The organism is Enterobacter sp. HSTU-ASh6 (genome assembly GCF_026319105.1).
Classification (GTDB): domain Bacteria; phylum Pseudomonadota; class Gammaproteobacteria; order Enterobacterales; family Enterobacteriaceae; genus Enterobacter; species Enterobacter sichuanensis.
In genome coordinates this window covers 276,770-292,641 of the sequence record NZ_WSPD01000002.1, presented here as the reverse complement: position 1 = coordinate 292,641, position 15,872 = coordinate 276,770, and the positions used below count along the sequence as shown (strand labels likewise).

Genomic DNA, 15,872 nt, shown 5'->3' with positions numbered 1-15,872 from the left:
GCCGGCTTAACCGGCGTCTGGGCGATTAGCGTGAAGCTTAGGCCTTATTGTCTACTTTGCCACGGGCTTCGTCACGTAATTCTCGTCGTAATATCTTTCCGACGTTGGATTTCGGCAGCTCATCGCGGAATTCAACCAGTTTCGGCACCTTGTAGCCCGTCAGCTGACGACGACAGAACGTGACCAGCTCCTCCTCGGTGAGGGAAGGATCTTTCTTGACCACAAATATTTTGACCGCTTCACCGCTGCTGCCGGAAGGCACCCCGACGGCCGCCACTTCGAGTACGCCGCTGTGCTGCATCACCACGTCTTCGATCTCATTCGGATAGACGTTGAAGCCGGAGACCAGAATCATGTCTTTCTTACGATCGACAATGCGCAGGAAGCCCTCTTCGTCCATCACCGCGATATCGCCGGTATGGAGCCAGCCGTCTTTGATGATTTCGTCGGTGGCATCAGGACGCTGCCAGTACCCCAGCATGACCTGAGGACCTTTGACGCACAGCTCGCCCGGTTCACCCGGCGCGACTTCATTATCGTTATCATCGACCAGTTTGGCCTCCGTGGACGGCACCGGCAGACCAATGCTGCCGCTGTGATAGTCGATATCATGCGGGTTCACGCTGACCAGCGGCGCACATTCCGTCAGACCATACCCCTCAAGCAAATACTGCCCGGTGAGCTTTACCCAGCGCTCAGCGACCGCCTGCTGAACCGGCATGCCGCCGCCCGCAGAGAGGTGCAGCGTGGAGAAATCCAGCTGCTGGAACTCTTTGTTGTTCAGCAGCGCGTTAAACAGGGTGTTTACCCCGGTCATGGCGGTGAACGGGTATTTCGCCAGCTCTTTCACCAGCCCCGGAATATCGCGCGGGTTCGTAATCAGGACGTTCTGGCCACCGAGCTCAATAAACAGCAGGCAGTTCATGGTCAGTGCGAAAATGTGATACAGCGGCAGCGCGGTAATGACCAGCTCTTTGCCAGGATGCAGCAGCGGCCCGTAAGTGGCATTCACCTGCTCAAGGTTTGCCAGCATGTTGCGGTGGGTCAGCATCGCCCCTTTGGCCACGCCGGTGGTACCGCCGGTGTATTGCAGGAAAGCCAGGTCTTCCGATACCAACTCCGGCTTAACGTACTGCATACGGTAGCCCGCATGCAGGGCACGGCGGAAAGAGATGGCATCCGGCAGGTGGTATTTTGGCACCAGACGTTTGATGTATTTAACGACAAAGTTAACCAGCGTGCCTTTGGCGGTGGAGAGTTGATCCCCCATGCGCGTCAGGATGACGTGTTTAACCTGGGTTCTGTCGACCACTTTTTCCAGCGTATGGGCAAAGTTGGAGACAATCACAATCGCGGCCGCACCGCTGTCGTTCAGCTGATGCTCCAGCTCGCGCGGGGTATACAGCGGGTTGACGTTGACGACAATCATCCCGGCACGCAGGATACCAAACAGCGCCACCGGGTATTGCAGCAGGTTTGGCATCATCAGCGCGACGCGGTCCCCTTTTTGCAGCCCCAGTCCTTCCTGCAGATAAGCCGCAAACGCCCGGCTACGCTCCTCAAGCTTACGGAACGTCATCACCTCGCCCATATTCACAAATGCGGGCTGGTCCGCGTAGCGCCTTACCGAGTGCTCAAATAATTCCACCAGGGATTGATAACGGTCAGGATTGATCTCCGCAGGCACATCTGCGGGATAACGGTTAAGCCAAACCTTTTTCAATGCATCACCTCTGAACTGAGTGTTCGTCGTCATCACAACCCCGATAATAAACAGTTTTTTAACATTATATTAACTCAGCGTACCAGTTTATTAATTGTCCAGATTTAAGGTTGCGAAGCGCGTCACTCTTTTTTTTCGTTGTAGCCGTAAAAAAACAGAGACAGCGGCTGAGCCGCTGTCTCTTTTCTAACAATAACAGTAAGTTACTCAGTAACGATGGTCTGTACCTGTGCAGGTCCCGGGTTATACCAGCCCCAGCCCGGGTAGCCGTAACGGTAAGGGTGTGGACCCCACATCCACGGATCGATCGGCTGAGGCGGCATGATCACCTGCTGTGCCAGCCGCCAGCGTTTATAGCCGTTAACCTGCATGGTCATAAATTTATACGGCGTATTACCGATTTTGCCCTGCACCGCGCCGGTTATCGGCCCGACGACGGTCACCAGTTGTCCGCGAAAATCGACCGGATCGAGGAAACCACTGACGTCGGCATAGATACGTCCGCGTGAGGCCTCACCCAGCACAGGGCGTGCGCCGCTGTCCAGAGGAACGGTCGCGATCTCCAGACGGGTTTTTCCCTGCTGGTTTTGCACCTCAATCACTTTCCCGCCGAAGCGCGCTTCCTGGCCAACGTAGAGCTCAGGGGCATTCATCACCCGCACCAGATCCTGCTGTGGCGTCGGGCTGGAGCCCTTAATCGCATCAGGCACGGAAACGCATCCGCTCAGTGCTATGGCAACAGCGCCTGCCATAAAAAGGCGTACTACTTTAGTCTGAACCGCCATGATGCGACTCCTTTTTCTCAGTTCCTGTTACTGAGATTCACTCGCGGCCCGGAAGTTTCTTCCATGCGACGGTGTTTCGCAAATAAACCGGCTCCGCGTGTTCCACGGCAACGGTTTTTCCTGCTGCAAGCAGCTGGCTGGCAATGGGAAGCATATCCTCTGCCGCAGGCAATAGCATGTTGCCGTCCACCAGCGTCACCCCGGTATCCTTCGCCATCTCAGGCCATGCAGGCCAGCCCGTGCCGACGGTCGCCCACTCACCGGAGAGCTGTTTCAGTCGTTCGGTCACCGCTTGTGGCTTAAGTACCGCTTCCGTCTCTTCACCGTGCCACACGCCCTGCGCGTCGCGGGTGTATTCAGCCCAGTAGACTTCGCCCATACGGGCGTCAATCGCGGCCAGGACGCGGGTGGCCCCGGTCATACGCCAGGCGCCCTGCGCCATGGTGGCGAGGGTAGAGACGCCAATCATCGGCAGCTCAGCGCCCAGCGCCAGCCCCTGGGCAATGCCAATGCCAATACGCACGCCGGTAAAGCTGCCCGGGCCACGGCCAAAGGCCAGCGCGTCGAGGTCGGTTAAGGCGGTATTGCTCCGGGTTAAGATCGCCTTAACCAGGGGCAGAATGCGCTGGGTGTGTTCCCGTGGGCACTCTTCGAAGTGAGCAGAAACAGCACCGTTGTTCAACAGAGCAACAGAGCAAGCCTCTGTTGCGGTATCAATAGCCAGAATTCGCATCAGTCGTCGCGCTCTCGCAAGGGTCAGTCACAAAATGGCGCGCATCTTAGCACACTCCGGGGTAAATTACTCCGCCGTTGGGTTTGCCAGGAAACGCACCGCGCGTTTTATGTCCCGCGTCCGCGGTGCGGGCGGCAGGCTGGCGAGGAAGGTTGCGCCGTACGGGCGCATCACCAGCCGGTTATCACAGATGACCAGCACGCCGCGATCGGTGACGTCGCGGATCAATCGTCCTACCCCTTGCTTAAGGGTGATCACCGCGTCCGGCAGCTGTACCTCGTCAAACGGATCGCCGCCGCGCAGGCGGCAGTCTTCCATCCGCGCCTTCAGCAACGGGTCGTCCGGGGAGGTAAACGGCAGCTTATCGATGATCACAAGCGACAGGGTGTCTCCGCGTACATCCACCCCTTCCCAGAAGCTGCTGGTGGCCACCAGCAGAGCATTACCGGCGCTGACGAACTGCTGCAGCAGTTGCCCTTTGCTGGTTTCTCCCTGCAGCAGTACCGGCAGGGTCATGGTGGCACGGAACTGCTCCGCGAGGTCGCGCATCATGGCGTGAGAGGTGCAAAGCATAAAACAGCGGCCGTTGTTGGCCTCGATCATCGGTTTTAGCATTGCCGCCAGGTGGCGCGCCGCACCCGGCTGGTTTGGCAGCGGAAGATTACGCGGCACGCAAAGCAGCGCCTGTTTTTCGTAATCAAACGGGCTGGGCAGCAGCAGCGACTCCGCCTGTTCAATGCCAAGCCGTTCCGTGAAGTGATGCAGATCGTCATTCACCGACAGCGTTGCCGACGTGAAGATCCAGCTGCCAGGTTTTTGCGCCATCACCTCTTTAAATTTATCCGCCACCGTCAGCGGCGTGAGCGCCAGCGTGAAATGGCGCGAGGTGCATTCATACCAGTAGCTGAACCCCGGCTGGTTAATCTCTTTTAACCGTTTGAGCCGCCCGCGATAGAGCGTGGCGCGCTCGAATGCGGCATCCAGCAGCGCGGAACGGCCAAGCGACAATTTCGCGACGTCGTAGCAGAGCTCCAGGGTGTCATCGAGCAGCAGCAGCGCGCGCTGGATATTTTTATCCGCCAGCAGCTCGCGCAGGTTCCCGCGATAGCCCGGCTCGCCGAGCTGTAACCGGAAGTCCTGCGCGCTTTGGGCCAGGCGATCGGCACACTTCTGCAACTGCTGGGTATCTTTTAATTCGGTGCGGTAAGCGATGGTGAAATCTTTCGCCAGATCCAGCAGCTGGCGGCTGGAGAGCGACTGGCCAAAATACTGGCTGGCGATATCCGGGAGCTGGTGGGCTTCATCAAAGATCATGACCTCCGCCTCCGGGATCAGCTCACCAAAGCCGCTGTCCTTGACCACCATATCCGCAAGAAACAGGTGATGGTTGACCACCACCACATCGGCATCCATCGCCGTTTTGCGCGCTTTCACCACAAAGCAGTCTTTGTACAGCGGGCAGTCACTGCCGAGGCAGTTGTCGTTGGTACTGGTCACCAACGGCCAGGCCGGCGAGTCTTCCGGCACGCTCGCGCAGGTGCTGATATCCCCCTCTTCCGTCTGGTTGGCCCAGGCGCGAAGGATAATGACGTCACTCAGGGTCTGCACCGGCAAATCGCCGCCCGCCAGCGCCTGTTGCTCAAGACGCTCGAGGCAGAGATAGTTAGAGCGCCCCTTCAGCAGCGCCAGCCGGCCTTTGTATTTCAGCGCTTTCGCCACCGTCGGCAAATCCCGGCTGTAGAGCTGATCCTGCAGCGCTTTCGAGCCGGTCGAGATGATCACCTTTTTTTTCGCCCGCAGCGCCGGGGCAAGGTAGGCGTAAGTTTTCCCCGTACCGGTTCCGGCCTCCACCACCAGCGGCTGCGCCTTATCAATGGCCCGCGCCACGGCGTGTGCCATCTGCCGCTGAGGTTCACGCGGTTTAAAGCCGGGAATGGCTTGTGCTAACTGACCTTCAGGGGAAAAATCGTCTGCCACGGTGCTCTCTCACTGTATTTTTGCACAGGGATTATGTCAGCCCATCCTCTCCAGTGCCACCCCAAATAGTGACGACGACGGCACAATATGGCAGTCTTGCCGCCTGATGACGAAAAATAACGAGGAAACGTTTATGACAATTGTGCGCATTGATGCCGAAGCCCGCTGGTCTGATGTAGTCATTCATAACCAGACACTCTACTACACCGGCGTACCGGCGAATCTGGACGCGGATGCGTTCGAACAAACGGCGAACACCCTGGCGCAGATCGATGCGGTGCTTGAAAAGCAAGGTAGCGACAAATCGCGCATTCTGGATGCGACAATTTTTCTGGCAAACAAAGACGATTTCGCGGCCATGAACAGAGCCTGGGATGCCTGGGTGGTGGCGGGTCACGCGCCTGTACGTTGTACCGTACAGGCCACGCTGATGAAGCCGGAATACAAGGTAGAGATTAAGATTATCGCGGCTGTGTAGGCCGGTTACTCTTCCTCTTCATCCTCGAAACGCGCCACGATCCGCTCGCCGGTATGGGTGGCGCGAAGTTCTTCCGCCACCTGGGAAATGGCCTGCCCGCTGCTCATCCCCTGGGACATCAGTTCCTGAATTCGCTCAACCGCTTTCTGCTGTTGCTCGTGGCTCAGAGAAGGTAAACCTGCAAACATCGTCAACTCCTGCTAAATTATTCGCGCTAATTATTTCACGCTGCCCGGTAGTATGCCACACATGAACATGCGCTTGCCCACTGTTATTACCCTGCCCTGGCGTACTGACGCCGCTGAGTTCTGGTTTGCCCGTCTGAGCCATCTTCCTTTTGCGATGTTACTGCATTCCGGCCATGCGGATCATCCCTATAGCCGCTTTGATATCCTGGTCGCCGATCCGCTAAAGACGCTGACGACCCATGACCTGCCGTCAACGGACGATCCGCTGCTGCGGCTTCAGGAGGCTATCGATGCGCTGGGCTTGTCTGCCCTGCCGAATCCCGATCTCCCCTTCCAGGGCGGTGCGCTGGGCCTGTTTGGCTACGATCTTGGCCGTCGCTTTGAAACGCTGCCCTCGGTGGCGAAAGCGGATATTCCGCTGTCGGATATGGCCGTAGGGCTTTATGACTGGGCGCTGATTGTCGATCACCATAAGCAGGTGGTCTCTTTGCTCAGCCATTCGGATGTCGACGCGCGCCTGGCCTGGCTGGAAGCGCAGCAGCCTGCCGCCGCGCCGGATTTCCGCCTGACCTCTGACTGGCGTTCAAATATGACGCCCGGGGCATATGCAGAAAAATTTGCCCGCGTGCAGGCGTATCTGCAAAGCGGCGACTGCTATCAGGTAAATCTCGCCCAGCGTTTCCAGGCAACCTATGAGGGCAATGAATGGCAGGCTTTTACCCGCCTTAACGCCACTAACCGGGCACCGTTCAGCGCCTTTATCCGTCTGGAACAGGGGGCCATTGTCAGCCTGTCGCCTGAGCGCTTTATCCATCTTGCGGAGGGCAACATTCAGACGCGGCCAATTAAGGGTACATTGCCACGCCTTGCCGATCCTGATGCTGACCGCCAGCAGGCGGAAAAACTGGCCGCCTCACCGAAGGACCGCGCAGAAAACCTGATGATTGTCGATCTGATGCGCAACGATATTGGCCGGGTGGCCGTGCCGGGCAGCGTGCGGGTGCCGGAACTGTTCGTCGTCGAGCCTTTCCCGGCGGTCCATCATCTGGTCAGCACCATTACCGCGCGACTGCCGGCCTCGCGGACGGCCTGCGATCTTCTGCGCGCCGCGTTCCCGGGCGGCTCGATAACCGGCGCACCGAAAGTGCGGGCGATGGAGATTATCGATGAGCTGGAGCCCCACCGCCGCAACGCCTGGTGCGGGAGTATTGGCTACATCAGCCTGTGCGGCACCCTGGATACCAGCATTACCATCCGCACGCTGACTGCCTGTAACGGAAACCTTTACTGTTCGGCCGGCGGCGGCATCGTTGCCGACAGCCAGGTCGATGCGGAATATCAGGAAACCTTTGATAAAGTTAACCGTATTCTGAAACAACTGGAGTAACCACGGGTGGAAAAAGAGAACCTGACGCTGGATGCTTTTTTATCGCGCTTTCAGCTACTACGGCCCCAGGTCAACCGCGAAGCGCTGAATCAGCGCCAGGCGGCGGTGCTGATCCCGGTCGTGCGGCGTGCACAGCCGGGCCTGCTGCTCACCCAGCGCTCTGCCCATCTGCGCAAACACGCCGGTCAGGTCGCTTTTCCTGGCGGCGCCGTTGACAGCTCCGATGCGTCGCTGATTGCCGCCGCGCTGCGGGAAGCGCAGGAAGAAGTGGCGATTCCGCCGGAGGCGGTAGAGGTCATTGGCGTGCTGCCGCCCGTCGACAGCGTTACCGGTTTCCAGGTCACGCCGGTGGTGGGCATTATCCCGCCGGACCTGCAGTATCATGCCAGCGTGGATGAAGTCTCCGCCGTGTTTGAGATGCCGCTGGAAGAAGCCCTTCGATTAAGCCGTTATCATCCGCTGGATATCCACCGCCGGGGTCATGACCATCGGGTGTGGTTGTCCTGGTATCAGCATTATTTTGTCTGGGGCATGACGGCGGGCATTATTCGTGAACTGGCGTTGCAAATCGGCCTGAAGCCTTGACTATACTTTACATTTCACCTTCTTTTGCCTGGTTTGCGATCTGCGTCGCGCTATTAGCAAAACCCATCGTCAACCATTAGTTTAATTCATGTGAATAGTTAAGCCGAGGTCGGTGTTCCCTCTTACACTATGCGCAGTTATAACATCGTTACTGGAACCCCGGTAACCCTGTCAGGAGTGTGAAAGTGATTAGTATATTCGACATGTTCAAAGTGGGAATTGGCCCTTCGTCTTCCCATACTGTTGGCCCGATGAAGGCCGGTAAACAGTTCGTCGATGATCTGGTCGAAAAAGGATTACTGGAAAGCGTTACCCGTGTCGCCGTGGATGTTTACGGCTCGCTGTCATTGACGGGTAAAGGCCACCACACCGATATCGCCATTATTATGGGTCTGGCAGGCAATATGCCGGATACTGTGGATATTGATGCCATCCCGGCATTCATCCGCGACGTGGAAACGCGCGGTCGTCTGCTGCTGGCAAACGGTCAGCAGGAAGTTGACTTCCCGCAGGATGACGGCATGCGTTTTCGCAGCGACAACCTGCCGCTGCATGAAAACGGCATGACCATTCACGCATTTAGCGGTGAAAAAGAGATTTACAGCAAAACGTACTACTCCATCGGCGGTGGTTTCATCGTGGATGAAGAGCATTTTGGCAAAGATAGCGTCGGCGACGTCAGCGTTCCGTATCCGTTTAAATCCGCTACCGAGATGCTCGGTTACTGCAAACAGACCGGTCTGTCGCTGTCCGGCATGGTGATGCAGAACGAACTGGCGCTGCACAGCAAAAAAGAGATTGAAGACTATTTTGCGAACGTATGGCAAACCATGCGCGCCTGTATCGATCGCGGGATGAACACCGAAGGCGTGCTGCCGGGTCCACTGCGCGTACCGCGTCGTGCCTCTGCCCTGCGCCGTATGCTGGTGACGACGGACAAGTTCTCCAACGACCCGATGAACGTGGTCGACTGGGTGAATATGTTTGCCCTGGCGGTTAACGAAGAGAACGCCGCCGGTGGCCGCGTCGTGACGGCGCCGACCAACGGCGCGTGCGGAATTGTTCCGGCCGTGCTGGCCTATTACGACCACTTTATTGAACCCGTGACGCCAGACATCTATATCCGTTATTTCCTGGCGGCAGGTGCCATTGGTGCCCTGTACAAGATGAACGCGTCTATTTCTGGCGCTGAAGTCGGCTGTCAGGGTGAAGTGGGTGTCGCCTGTTCTATGGCGGCGGCGGGTCTTGCAGAGCTTCTGGGTGCAAGCCCTGAGCAGGTCTGCGTGGCGGCAGAAATCGGTATGGAACACAACCTCGGTCTGACCTGTGACCCGGTCGCGGGCCAGGTGCAAGTGCCGTGTATCGAGCGTAACGCGATTGCGTCGGTGAAGGCCATCAACGCCTCACGTATGGCGATGCGCCGTACCAGCGAACCTCGCGTATCGCTGGATAAGGTGATTGAAACTATGTACGAAACGGGCAAAGACATGAACGCGAAATACCGCGAGACGTCCCGTGGTGGCCTGGCCATTAAGGTGCAGTGCGACTAATACTGCCTTTCGCCCATCTGCAACGGATGGGCGAAATTTCCTCTTCATTCTCGTCTCCTCCCGCTTTCCCCACTACACTTTCACAGTTGCGTCCGGCTTTTGTGGCTGGTGGCTTATCAGGCGTTCGTTCATGCAAACTGCGCAGACGATCATTAAACACTACCGCCGAAAACGCGTTATCGTCTGCGTGACGATTGCGCTCCTGACGCTCATCCTGACGTTGGGCGTTCGCTTTATTTCACAGCGCAATGTTAACCAACAGCAGATCCTCGCCTTTACCAGCCATACCGTTCGCGCCCTTGATAACGTGCTGCTCGCTTTAGATAAGCGCCGCAACGTGCTGCAGCCGCTGGTGGGTCAGCCTTGTCAGCAGGCACACCTGGCCCTGAGAAAGCAGGCCGCCATTTTGCAGACAGTACGCTCTATCGCCCTGGTTAAAGACGGTATCCTCTACTGCTCGAGTATTTTCGGCAGCCGCAATCTGCCCGTGCGTGATTTCCTGAGGGAACTCCCCGCCAGCGCGGCGAAGCTCATTTTATCGACTGACCAGTGGCTGCTTAAGGGCAGCCCGATACTGATCCAGTGGTTTCCGGTCTCTCAGGACGGGGAAGATGGCATCATGGAGATCATCAATATCGACCTGATCACCAAAATGATCCTCGAGCCCCAGCGCCCGCTTATCAATGACGTGGCGCTGACCGTGGGCGATCGTTTTTTGCGTTACGGCCAGCGCGTCACCGACAGCCTGTCATTTGATGAGGAAGGCTCGATTGTCCAGCAGTCCTCATCCCGACATCCTTTCACCATCACGATCAGCGGGCCGGGTCCCGGCGTACTGGCCCTGAAAAGTCTCCCCGCCCAGCTGCCACTGGGGCTCATACTCAGCCTGCTGTTGGGCTATCTCGCCTGGCTGGCCACGGCAAACCGGATGAGCTTCACGTGGGAGATCGATATGGGGATTGCCTCGCGGGAATTTGAACTTTTCTGCCAGCCGCTGATGGATGCCCGTACCCAGAAGTGCACCGGCGTTGAGATCCTGCTGCGCTGGAACAATCCCCGTCAGGGGTGGATCTCCCCGGAAGTGTTTATTCCGCTGGCAGAAGAACATAACCAGATTGTCCCCCTGACCCGTTATGTGATTGCCGAAACGGTACGCCAGATAGGTTACTTCCCGGCAAGCGCGGGTTTTCACATCGGCATTAACGTCGCCGCCAGCCATTTTCGTCGCGCGGTATTGCTGCAGGACCTGAACCGTCTGTGGTTCAGCGCCAACCCCCATCAGCAGCTGGTGATCGAATTAACGGAACGGGACGCGCTGCTGGATGCGGACTATCGCATCGTGCGCGAGCTGCATCGCAAAGGGGTGAAGCTCGCCATTGACGATTTTGGTACCGGAAACAGCTCCCTCTCCTGGCTCGAGAAGCTGCACCCGGACGTGCTGAAAATTGACCAGTCCTTTACCACCGCCATCGGTACTGATGCTGTGAATTCAACGGTGACGGATATCATTATTGCGCTGGGTCAGCGGCTGAATATCGAACTGGTTGCAGAAGGGGTTGAGACGGAGGAGCAGGCACGATATTTACGCCGTCATGGCGTTCCTGTCCTGCAGGGGTTTTTCTATGCGCGGCCGATGCCGCTACGGGACTTTCCGGACTGGCTGGCGGGAAGGTCTCCCCCGCCAGCCCGCCATAACGGGCACATAGTGCCCTTAATGCCGCTGCGTTAAGCAGGCTTACTCATCTTCGTCGTGGGCAGATTGTTCTTTAACAATGCGGACCATATCAACGCGATAGTCGTTGGCTTCGACAATCGTGATGTGCAACGGCGGCAGCTCAATCACATCGCCGACACGCGGGATTTGCCCGTTAACGGCGATAACCAGACCGGCAACGGTCGCGATGTCTTCTTCATCGTTGACCACGTTTTCCAGCCCCAGCGTGTGCGAGAGCGCGTGCAGATCGGTGGTCCCTTTCACCAGCCAGCCATCGCCATCGGCAACGATCTCCGGGGTTTCGTCCTCGTCCGGGAATTCACCGGCTATGGCTTCCAGCACGTCCAGCGGCGTGACCAGCCCCTGTACCACCCCAAACTCGTTGGTGACGATAACAAAGCTGCCACGCGCGCGGCGAAGCACCCCGAGCAGGTTGATCGGGTCAAGCGTTTCCGGTACGACAATCGCCGGCGATGCCGCTGCAACGGCTTCGACATTGACGCCCTCTTCCAGGGCCACCAGCATCTCTTTCGCCCGCACGACGCCGATGATCTCATCCAGCTCACCACGACACACCGGGAACAGGCTGTGCGGGGAAGAGAGCAGCTGCTGGCGAATTTCATCCACACTCAGGTTAGCATCGACCCAGCTGATCTCTCCGCGCGGAGTCATGATCCCGCGCAGTGACCGCGAGGCCAGGGAGAGCACGCCGTTAATCATGTAACGTTCCTGTTCCACAAACGCCCCTTCCGGGACCGGAACCGGGTTATGGTTTTCGGAATCAGACTGAACGTTCACCTGACGACGACCGCCCATCAGACGCAGAATGGCATCTGCGGTACGGGCACGCAGCGGCTGACTGGACTGCTGCTTAATAAAGTTACGGCGCGCAATCTGGTTGAACAGCTCGATCAGGATCGAGAAGCCAATCGCGGCGTACAGGTAGCCTTTCGGAATATGGAAGCCAAAGCCTTCGGCCACCAGGCTCAGACCAATCATCAGCAGGAAGCTCAGGCACAGTACCACCACCGTCGGATGCTGGTTCACGAAACGCGTCAGCGGTTTCGAGGCCAGAAGCATGACCGCCATCGCAATGACCACCGCGGCCATCATCACCGGCAGATGGTTCACCATGCCGACCGCCGTGATCACCGCATCCAGCGAGAACACTGCATCAAGCACCACGATCTGCAGCACTACCACCCAGAAGCTGGCGTAGCCTTTACCGTGCCCATCATCATGCTGTCGGTTTTCCAGCCGCTCATGGAGCTCTGTTGTCGCTTTGAAGAGCAGGAATATCCCCCCGATCAGCATGATCAAATCACGGCCGGAGAAGGTGTAATCCATGACGGAGAAGAGCGGTTTGGTCAGCGTGACCATCCAGGAGATGACGGACAGCAGGCCCAGTCGCATGACCAGCGCCAGCGAGAGACCAATCAGACGCGCTTTATCACGCTGCTTTGGCGGCAGTTTGTCCGCGAGAATGGCGATAAACACCAGGTTATCGATACCGAGAACAATCTCCAGCACCACCAGCGTGAGCAATCCCACCCAGATTGACGGGTCCATTAAGAATTCCATGACAAGCTCCTGCTAAAGGAATGACGAAACGGTGCCCCACGCAATGTGGGCAAAACAGAGGCAGACAGCGTTGATACGTGGCGAGGATCGCCGGTGAAAAAGGCGCGAGATGGCCTGAAAGATGACTGACGTCGGTGACGGTCCATATAGTGGGCTGTAGCCCTATACTCCTGAACAAGTAAACGGAGGCTAAACATATCAGAGACAATATGTTTTTAGCAAAGATTTACGTTCCTTTGCAAAAACGCGAAAAGACGAAATATGTGTTGAGTAATTTCTGATTTTCGAAACCTAAATTACGGATCTTCATCACATAAATTATTTTTTCACTATCTAAAATAATTCGCGGAAGTCTTAGTTTTTTAACTCTAACCCTTATCTGAATCGATTCGGTTCGCCAATACGATTCTCAGTACGTCTGCCCGGCAGGCGTATTAATGATAATAAAAGGAGGTAGCAAGTGACCATTGCTATTGTCATAGGCACACATGGTTGGGCTGCTGAGCAGCTACTCAAAACGGCAGAGATGCTGTTGGGCGAGCAGGAAAACGTCGGCTGGATCGATTTCGTTCCCGGTGAAAACGCCGAGACGCTGATTGAGAAGTACAACGCTGAACTCGAGAAGCTGGATACCAGCAAAGGGGTGCTGTTTCTCGTTGATACATGGGGCGGCAGTCCGTTCAACGCTGCCAGCCGCATTGTCGTCGATAAAGAGCATTATGAAGTTGTCGCCGGGGTCAATATCCCGATGCTGGTGGAAACCTTCATGGCACGCGACGACAATCCATCTTTCGATGAACTGGTGGCTCTGGCCGTTGAAACCGGCCGCGAAGGGGTGAAAGCCCTGAAAGCACAGCCGGTTGAAAAACCCGCCCCTGCGCCTGCTGCGGCACCGAAAGCGGCAGCGCCAGCAAAACCGATGGGACCGAACGATTACATGGTCATCGGCCTGGCGCGTATTGATGACCGTTTAATCCATGGACAGGTGGCAACACGCTGGACCAAGGAGACCAACGTTCGTCGCATTATCGTGGTCAGTGACGAAGTGGCCGCCGACACCGTTCGTAAAACCCTTCTCACGCAGGTTGCTCCTCCTGGCGTTACCGCGCACGTCGTGGATGTCGCCAAGATGATTCGCGTTTACAACAACCCGAAATACGCGGGTGAACGCGTGATGCTCCTGTTCACTAACCCGACAGACGTTGAGCGCATTGTTGAAGGCGGCGTGAAAATCACTTCCGTGAACATTGGGGGGATGGCATTCCGTCAGGGCAAAACGCAGGTCAACAACGCCATTTCAGTCGATGCGAAAGATATCGAGGCATTTAACAAGCTGAATGCGCGCGGTATTGAACTGGAAGCCCGCAAGGTTTCCACGGACCCGAAACTGAAAATGATGGATTTGATCGGCAAAGTTGGGAAATAAGCCCGCGCCGGTTTTTCACATAATGCTTATGTAATAGGAGAAGTACAATGGAGATTACCACTCTTCAGATTGTGCTGGTGTTCATCGTCGCGTGTATTGCGGGTATGGAGTCCGTACTTGATGAATTTCAGTTCCACCGCCCTCTGGTGGCCTGTACGTTGATTGGTGCCGTTTTGGGTGACATGAAAACCGGTATCATCATCGGTGGTACCCTGGAAATGATCGCCCTGGGCTGGATGAACATCGGTGCGGCGGTTGCGCCTGATGCCGCGCTGGCGTCCATTATTTCTACCGTTCTGGTTATTGCCGGTCATCAGAGTATCGGTGCCGGTATCGCCCTGGCGATCCCGCTGGCCGCAGCAGGCCAGGTACTGACCATCATCGTGCGTACTATCACCGTGGCCTTCCAGCACGCAGCGGATAAGGCGGCCGAAAACGGCAACCTCACGGCGCTCTCCTGGATCCACGTATCGTCCCTGTTCCTGCAGGCGATGCGTATCGCCATTCCGGCCGTGATCGTCGCGATTTCGGTGGGGACCAGCGAAGTTCAGGGCATGCTCAACGCCATCCCTGAAGTGGTCACCAGTGGTCTGAACATCGCGGGCGGTATGATCGTGGTTGTCGGTTATGCGATGGTCATCAACATGATGCGCGCAGGCTACCTGATGCCGTTCTTCTACCTCGGCTTCGTGACCGCGGCATTCACCAACTTCAACCTGGTTGCACTGGGTGTGATTGGTGCAGTGATGGCGATTCTCTACATCCAGCTCAGCCCGAAATATAACCGCGTCGCGGGTGCCCCAGCGCAGGCTGCTGGAAACAACGATCTCGATAACGAACTGGACTAACAGGTGAGCGAAATGGTTGATATGACAAAAACTACCACCGAGAAAAAACTCACTCCGGGTGATATTCGTGGCGTGTTCATCCGTTCTAACCTGTTTCAGGGTTCATGGAACTTCGAACGTATGCAGGCGCTCGGTTTCTGTTTCTCCATGGTGCCGGCGATCAAACGCCTGTACCCGGAAAATAACGAAGCCCGCCGTCAGGCGATTAAGCGTCACCTGGAATTTTTTAACACTCATCCGTATGTCGCGGCTCCCGTTCTGGGCGTAACGCTTGCGATGGAAGAGCAGCGTGCGAACGGCGCAGAGATTGACGATGGTGCCATCAACGGTATCAAAGTCGGTCTGATGGGTCCGCTGGCAGGCGTGGGTGACCCTATCTTCTGGGGTACCGTTCGTCCGGTCTTCGCGGCGCTGGGTGCCGGTATCGCGATGAGCGGCAGCCTGCTTGGCCCACTGCTGTTCTTCATTCTGTTCAATGCCGTTCGTCTGTTGACCCGTTATTACGGCGTGGCCTACGGCTACCGTAAAGGGGTGGACATTGTTAAGGACATGGGCGGCGGCTTCCTGCAGAAACTGACTGAGGGGGCATCCATCCTCGGCCTGTTTGTCATGGGGGCGCTGGTCAACAAGTGGACGCACGTGAACATCCCGCTGGTGGTGTCGACCATCACGGGCCAGGATGGGCAAACCCGTGTGACCACCGTGCAGACCATCCTCGACCAGCTGATGCCTGGCCTGGTGCCGCTGCTGTTGACCTTCGCCTGTATGTGGCTGCTGCGTAAAAAAGTGAACCCGTTGTGGATTATCGTTGGCTTCTTCGTCATCGGTATCGCGGGCTACGCTGTCGGTCTGCTGGGTCTGTAATACAATGCGTTAACCGCCGGGGGCATGCCCCCG

The 15,872-nt window shown here is 56.9% G+C and carries 15 protein-coding genes; 8 read left to right on the top strand and 7 right to left on the bottom strand.

The window, feature by feature from the left end:
- Positions 1 to 37: 37 nt before the first annotated feature.
- The 4 genes from fadD to GM298_RS03745 all read right to left on the bottom strand — a co-directional run bounded on the left by fadD (position 38) and on the right by GM298_RS03745 (position 5,218).
- Positions 38 to 1,723, bottom strand: a complete 1,686-nt coding sequence (gene fadD, locus GM298_RS03760; RefSeq protein WP_123072414.1) for a long-chain-fatty-acid--CoA ligase FadD — start codon at positions 1,721 to 1,723, stop codon at positions 38 to 40.
- A 203-nt stretch (positions 1,724 to 1,926) separates the two neighbouring features.
- Positions 1,927 to 2,508, bottom strand: a complete 582-nt coding sequence (locus tag GM298_RS03755) for a Slp family lipoprotein (RefSeq protein ID WP_014884269.1) — start codon at positions 2,506 to 2,508, stop codon at positions 1,927 to 1,929.
- A gap of 37 nt (positions 2,509 to 2,545) precedes the next feature.
- Positions 2,546 to 3,241, bottom strand: a complete 696-nt coding sequence (gene tsaB, locus GM298_RS03750) for a tRNA (adenosine(37)-N6)-threonylcarbamoyltransferase complex dimerization subunit type 1 TsaB (protein ID WP_126801092.1) — start codon at positions 3,239 to 3,241, stop codon at positions 2,546 to 2,548.
- A gap of 66 nt (positions 3,242 to 3,307) precedes the next feature.
- Entirely contained in the window at positions 3,308 to 5,218 is a 1,911-nt protein-coding gene (locus tag GM298_RS03745; protein WP_266153613.1) for an ATP-dependent DNA helicase, read from the bottom strand.
- Between the two features lie 133 nt (positions 5,219 to 5,351).
- Here GM298_RS03745 and GM298_RS03740 point away from each other — a divergent pair, with 133 nt between their 5' ends.
- The gene (locus tag GM298_RS03740) at positions 5,352 to 5,696 is read left to right on the top strand and encodes a RidA family protein (protein WP_029742004.1); all 345 of its coding nucleotides are present in this window, start codon (positions 5,352 to 5,354) and stop codon (positions 5,694 to 5,696) included.
- A 5-nt stretch (positions 5,697 to 5,701) separates the two neighbouring features.
- On the opposite strand, the gene GM298_RS03735 is transcribed toward GM298_RS03740, so the two are convergent.
- Complete coding sequence (locus GM298_RS03735) at positions 5,702 to 5,884, bottom strand: YoaH family protein (protein ID WP_025756884.1); 183 nt, start codon at positions 5,882 to 5,884, stop codon at positions 5,702 to 5,704.
- Positions 5,885 to 5,945: 61 nt separating this feature from the next.
- On the opposite strand from GM298_RS03735, the gene pabB reads away from it, so the two are divergent.
- The 4 genes from pabB to GM298_RS03715 all read left to right on the top strand — a co-directional run bounded on the left by pabB (position 5,946) and on the right by GM298_RS03715 (position 11,135).
- Positions 5,946 to 7,271: an aminodeoxychorismate synthase component 1 gene (pabB, locus tag GM298_RS03730; protein WP_266153612.1), complete on the top strand. Its 1,326-nt coding sequence runs from the start codon at positions 5,946 to 5,948 to the stop codon at positions 7,269 to 7,271.
- Positions 7,272 to 7,277: 6 nt separating this feature from the next.
- On the top strand, positions 7,278 to 7,856 hold the full coding sequence (locus GM298_RS03725; RefSeq protein ID WP_025756886.1) for a CoA pyrophosphatase: 579 nt from the start codon (positions 7,278 to 7,280) through the stop codon (positions 7,854 to 7,856).
- A 185-nt stretch (positions 7,857 to 8,041) separates the two neighbouring features.
- A complete protein-coding gene (sdaA, locus tag GM298_RS03720; protein ID WP_025756887.1) occupies positions 8,042 to 9,406 on the top strand; it encodes an L-serine ammonia-lyase in 1,365 nt (454 codons plus the stop codon).
- A gap of 130 nt (positions 9,407 to 9,536) precedes the next feature.
- Positions 9,537 to 11,135, top strand: a complete 1,599-nt coding sequence (locus tag GM298_RS03715) for a cyclic diguanylate phosphodiesterase (protein WP_266153609.1) — start codon at positions 9,537 to 9,539, stop codon at positions 11,133 to 11,135.
- A 6-nt stretch (positions 11,136 to 11,141) separates the two neighbouring features.
- Here GM298_RS03715 and yoaE read toward each other — a convergent pair whose 3' ends face one another.
- Together yoaE and GM298_RS23310 are read right to left on the bottom strand one after the other, a co-directional pair.
- Positions 11,142 to 12,701: a CNNM family cation transport protein YoaE gene (gene yoaE, locus GM298_RS03710; RefSeq protein ID WP_025756889.1), complete on the bottom strand. Its 1,560-nt coding sequence runs from the start codon at positions 12,699 to 12,701 to the stop codon at positions 11,142 to 11,144.
- Positions 12,689 to 12,847, bottom strand: coding sequence for a protein YoaL (locus GM298_RS23310; protein ID WP_379933174.1), 159 nt, complete (start codon positions 12,845 to 12,847; stop codon positions 12,689 to 12,691). The genes yoaE and GM298_RS23310 overlap by 13 nt, the downstream gene beginning before the upstream one ends.
- Positions 12,848 to 13,161: 314 nt before the next feature.
- Between GM298_RS23310 and manX the strand changes: the two genes are divergently transcribed.
- Genes manX through GM298_RS03695 form a run of 3 tightly spaced genes read left to right on the top strand, consistent with a single transcriptional unit; the run spans position 13,162 to position 15,839 of the window.
- Positions 13,162 to 14,127, top strand: a complete 966-nt coding sequence (gene manX / locus GM298_RS03705) for a PTS mannose transporter subunit IIAB (protein ID WP_266153608.1) — start codon at positions 13,162 to 13,164, stop codon at positions 14,125 to 14,127.
- Positions 14,128 to 14,174: 47 nt separating this feature from the next.
- The gene (gene manY / locus GM298_RS03700; protein WP_003859914.1) at positions 14,175 to 14,975 is read left to right on the top strand and encodes a PTS mannose transporter subunit IIC; all 801 of its coding nucleotides are present in this window, start codon (positions 14,175 to 14,177) and stop codon (positions 14,973 to 14,975) included.
- Between the two features lie 12 nt (positions 14,976 to 14,987).
- The gene (locus GM298_RS03695) at positions 14,988 to 15,839 is read left to right on the top strand and encodes a PTS mannose transporter subunit IID (protein ID WP_006810994.1); all 852 of its coding nucleotides are present in this window, start codon (positions 14,988 to 14,990) and stop codon (positions 15,837 to 15,839) included.
- Positions 15,840 to 15,872 lie beyond the last annotated feature (33 nt).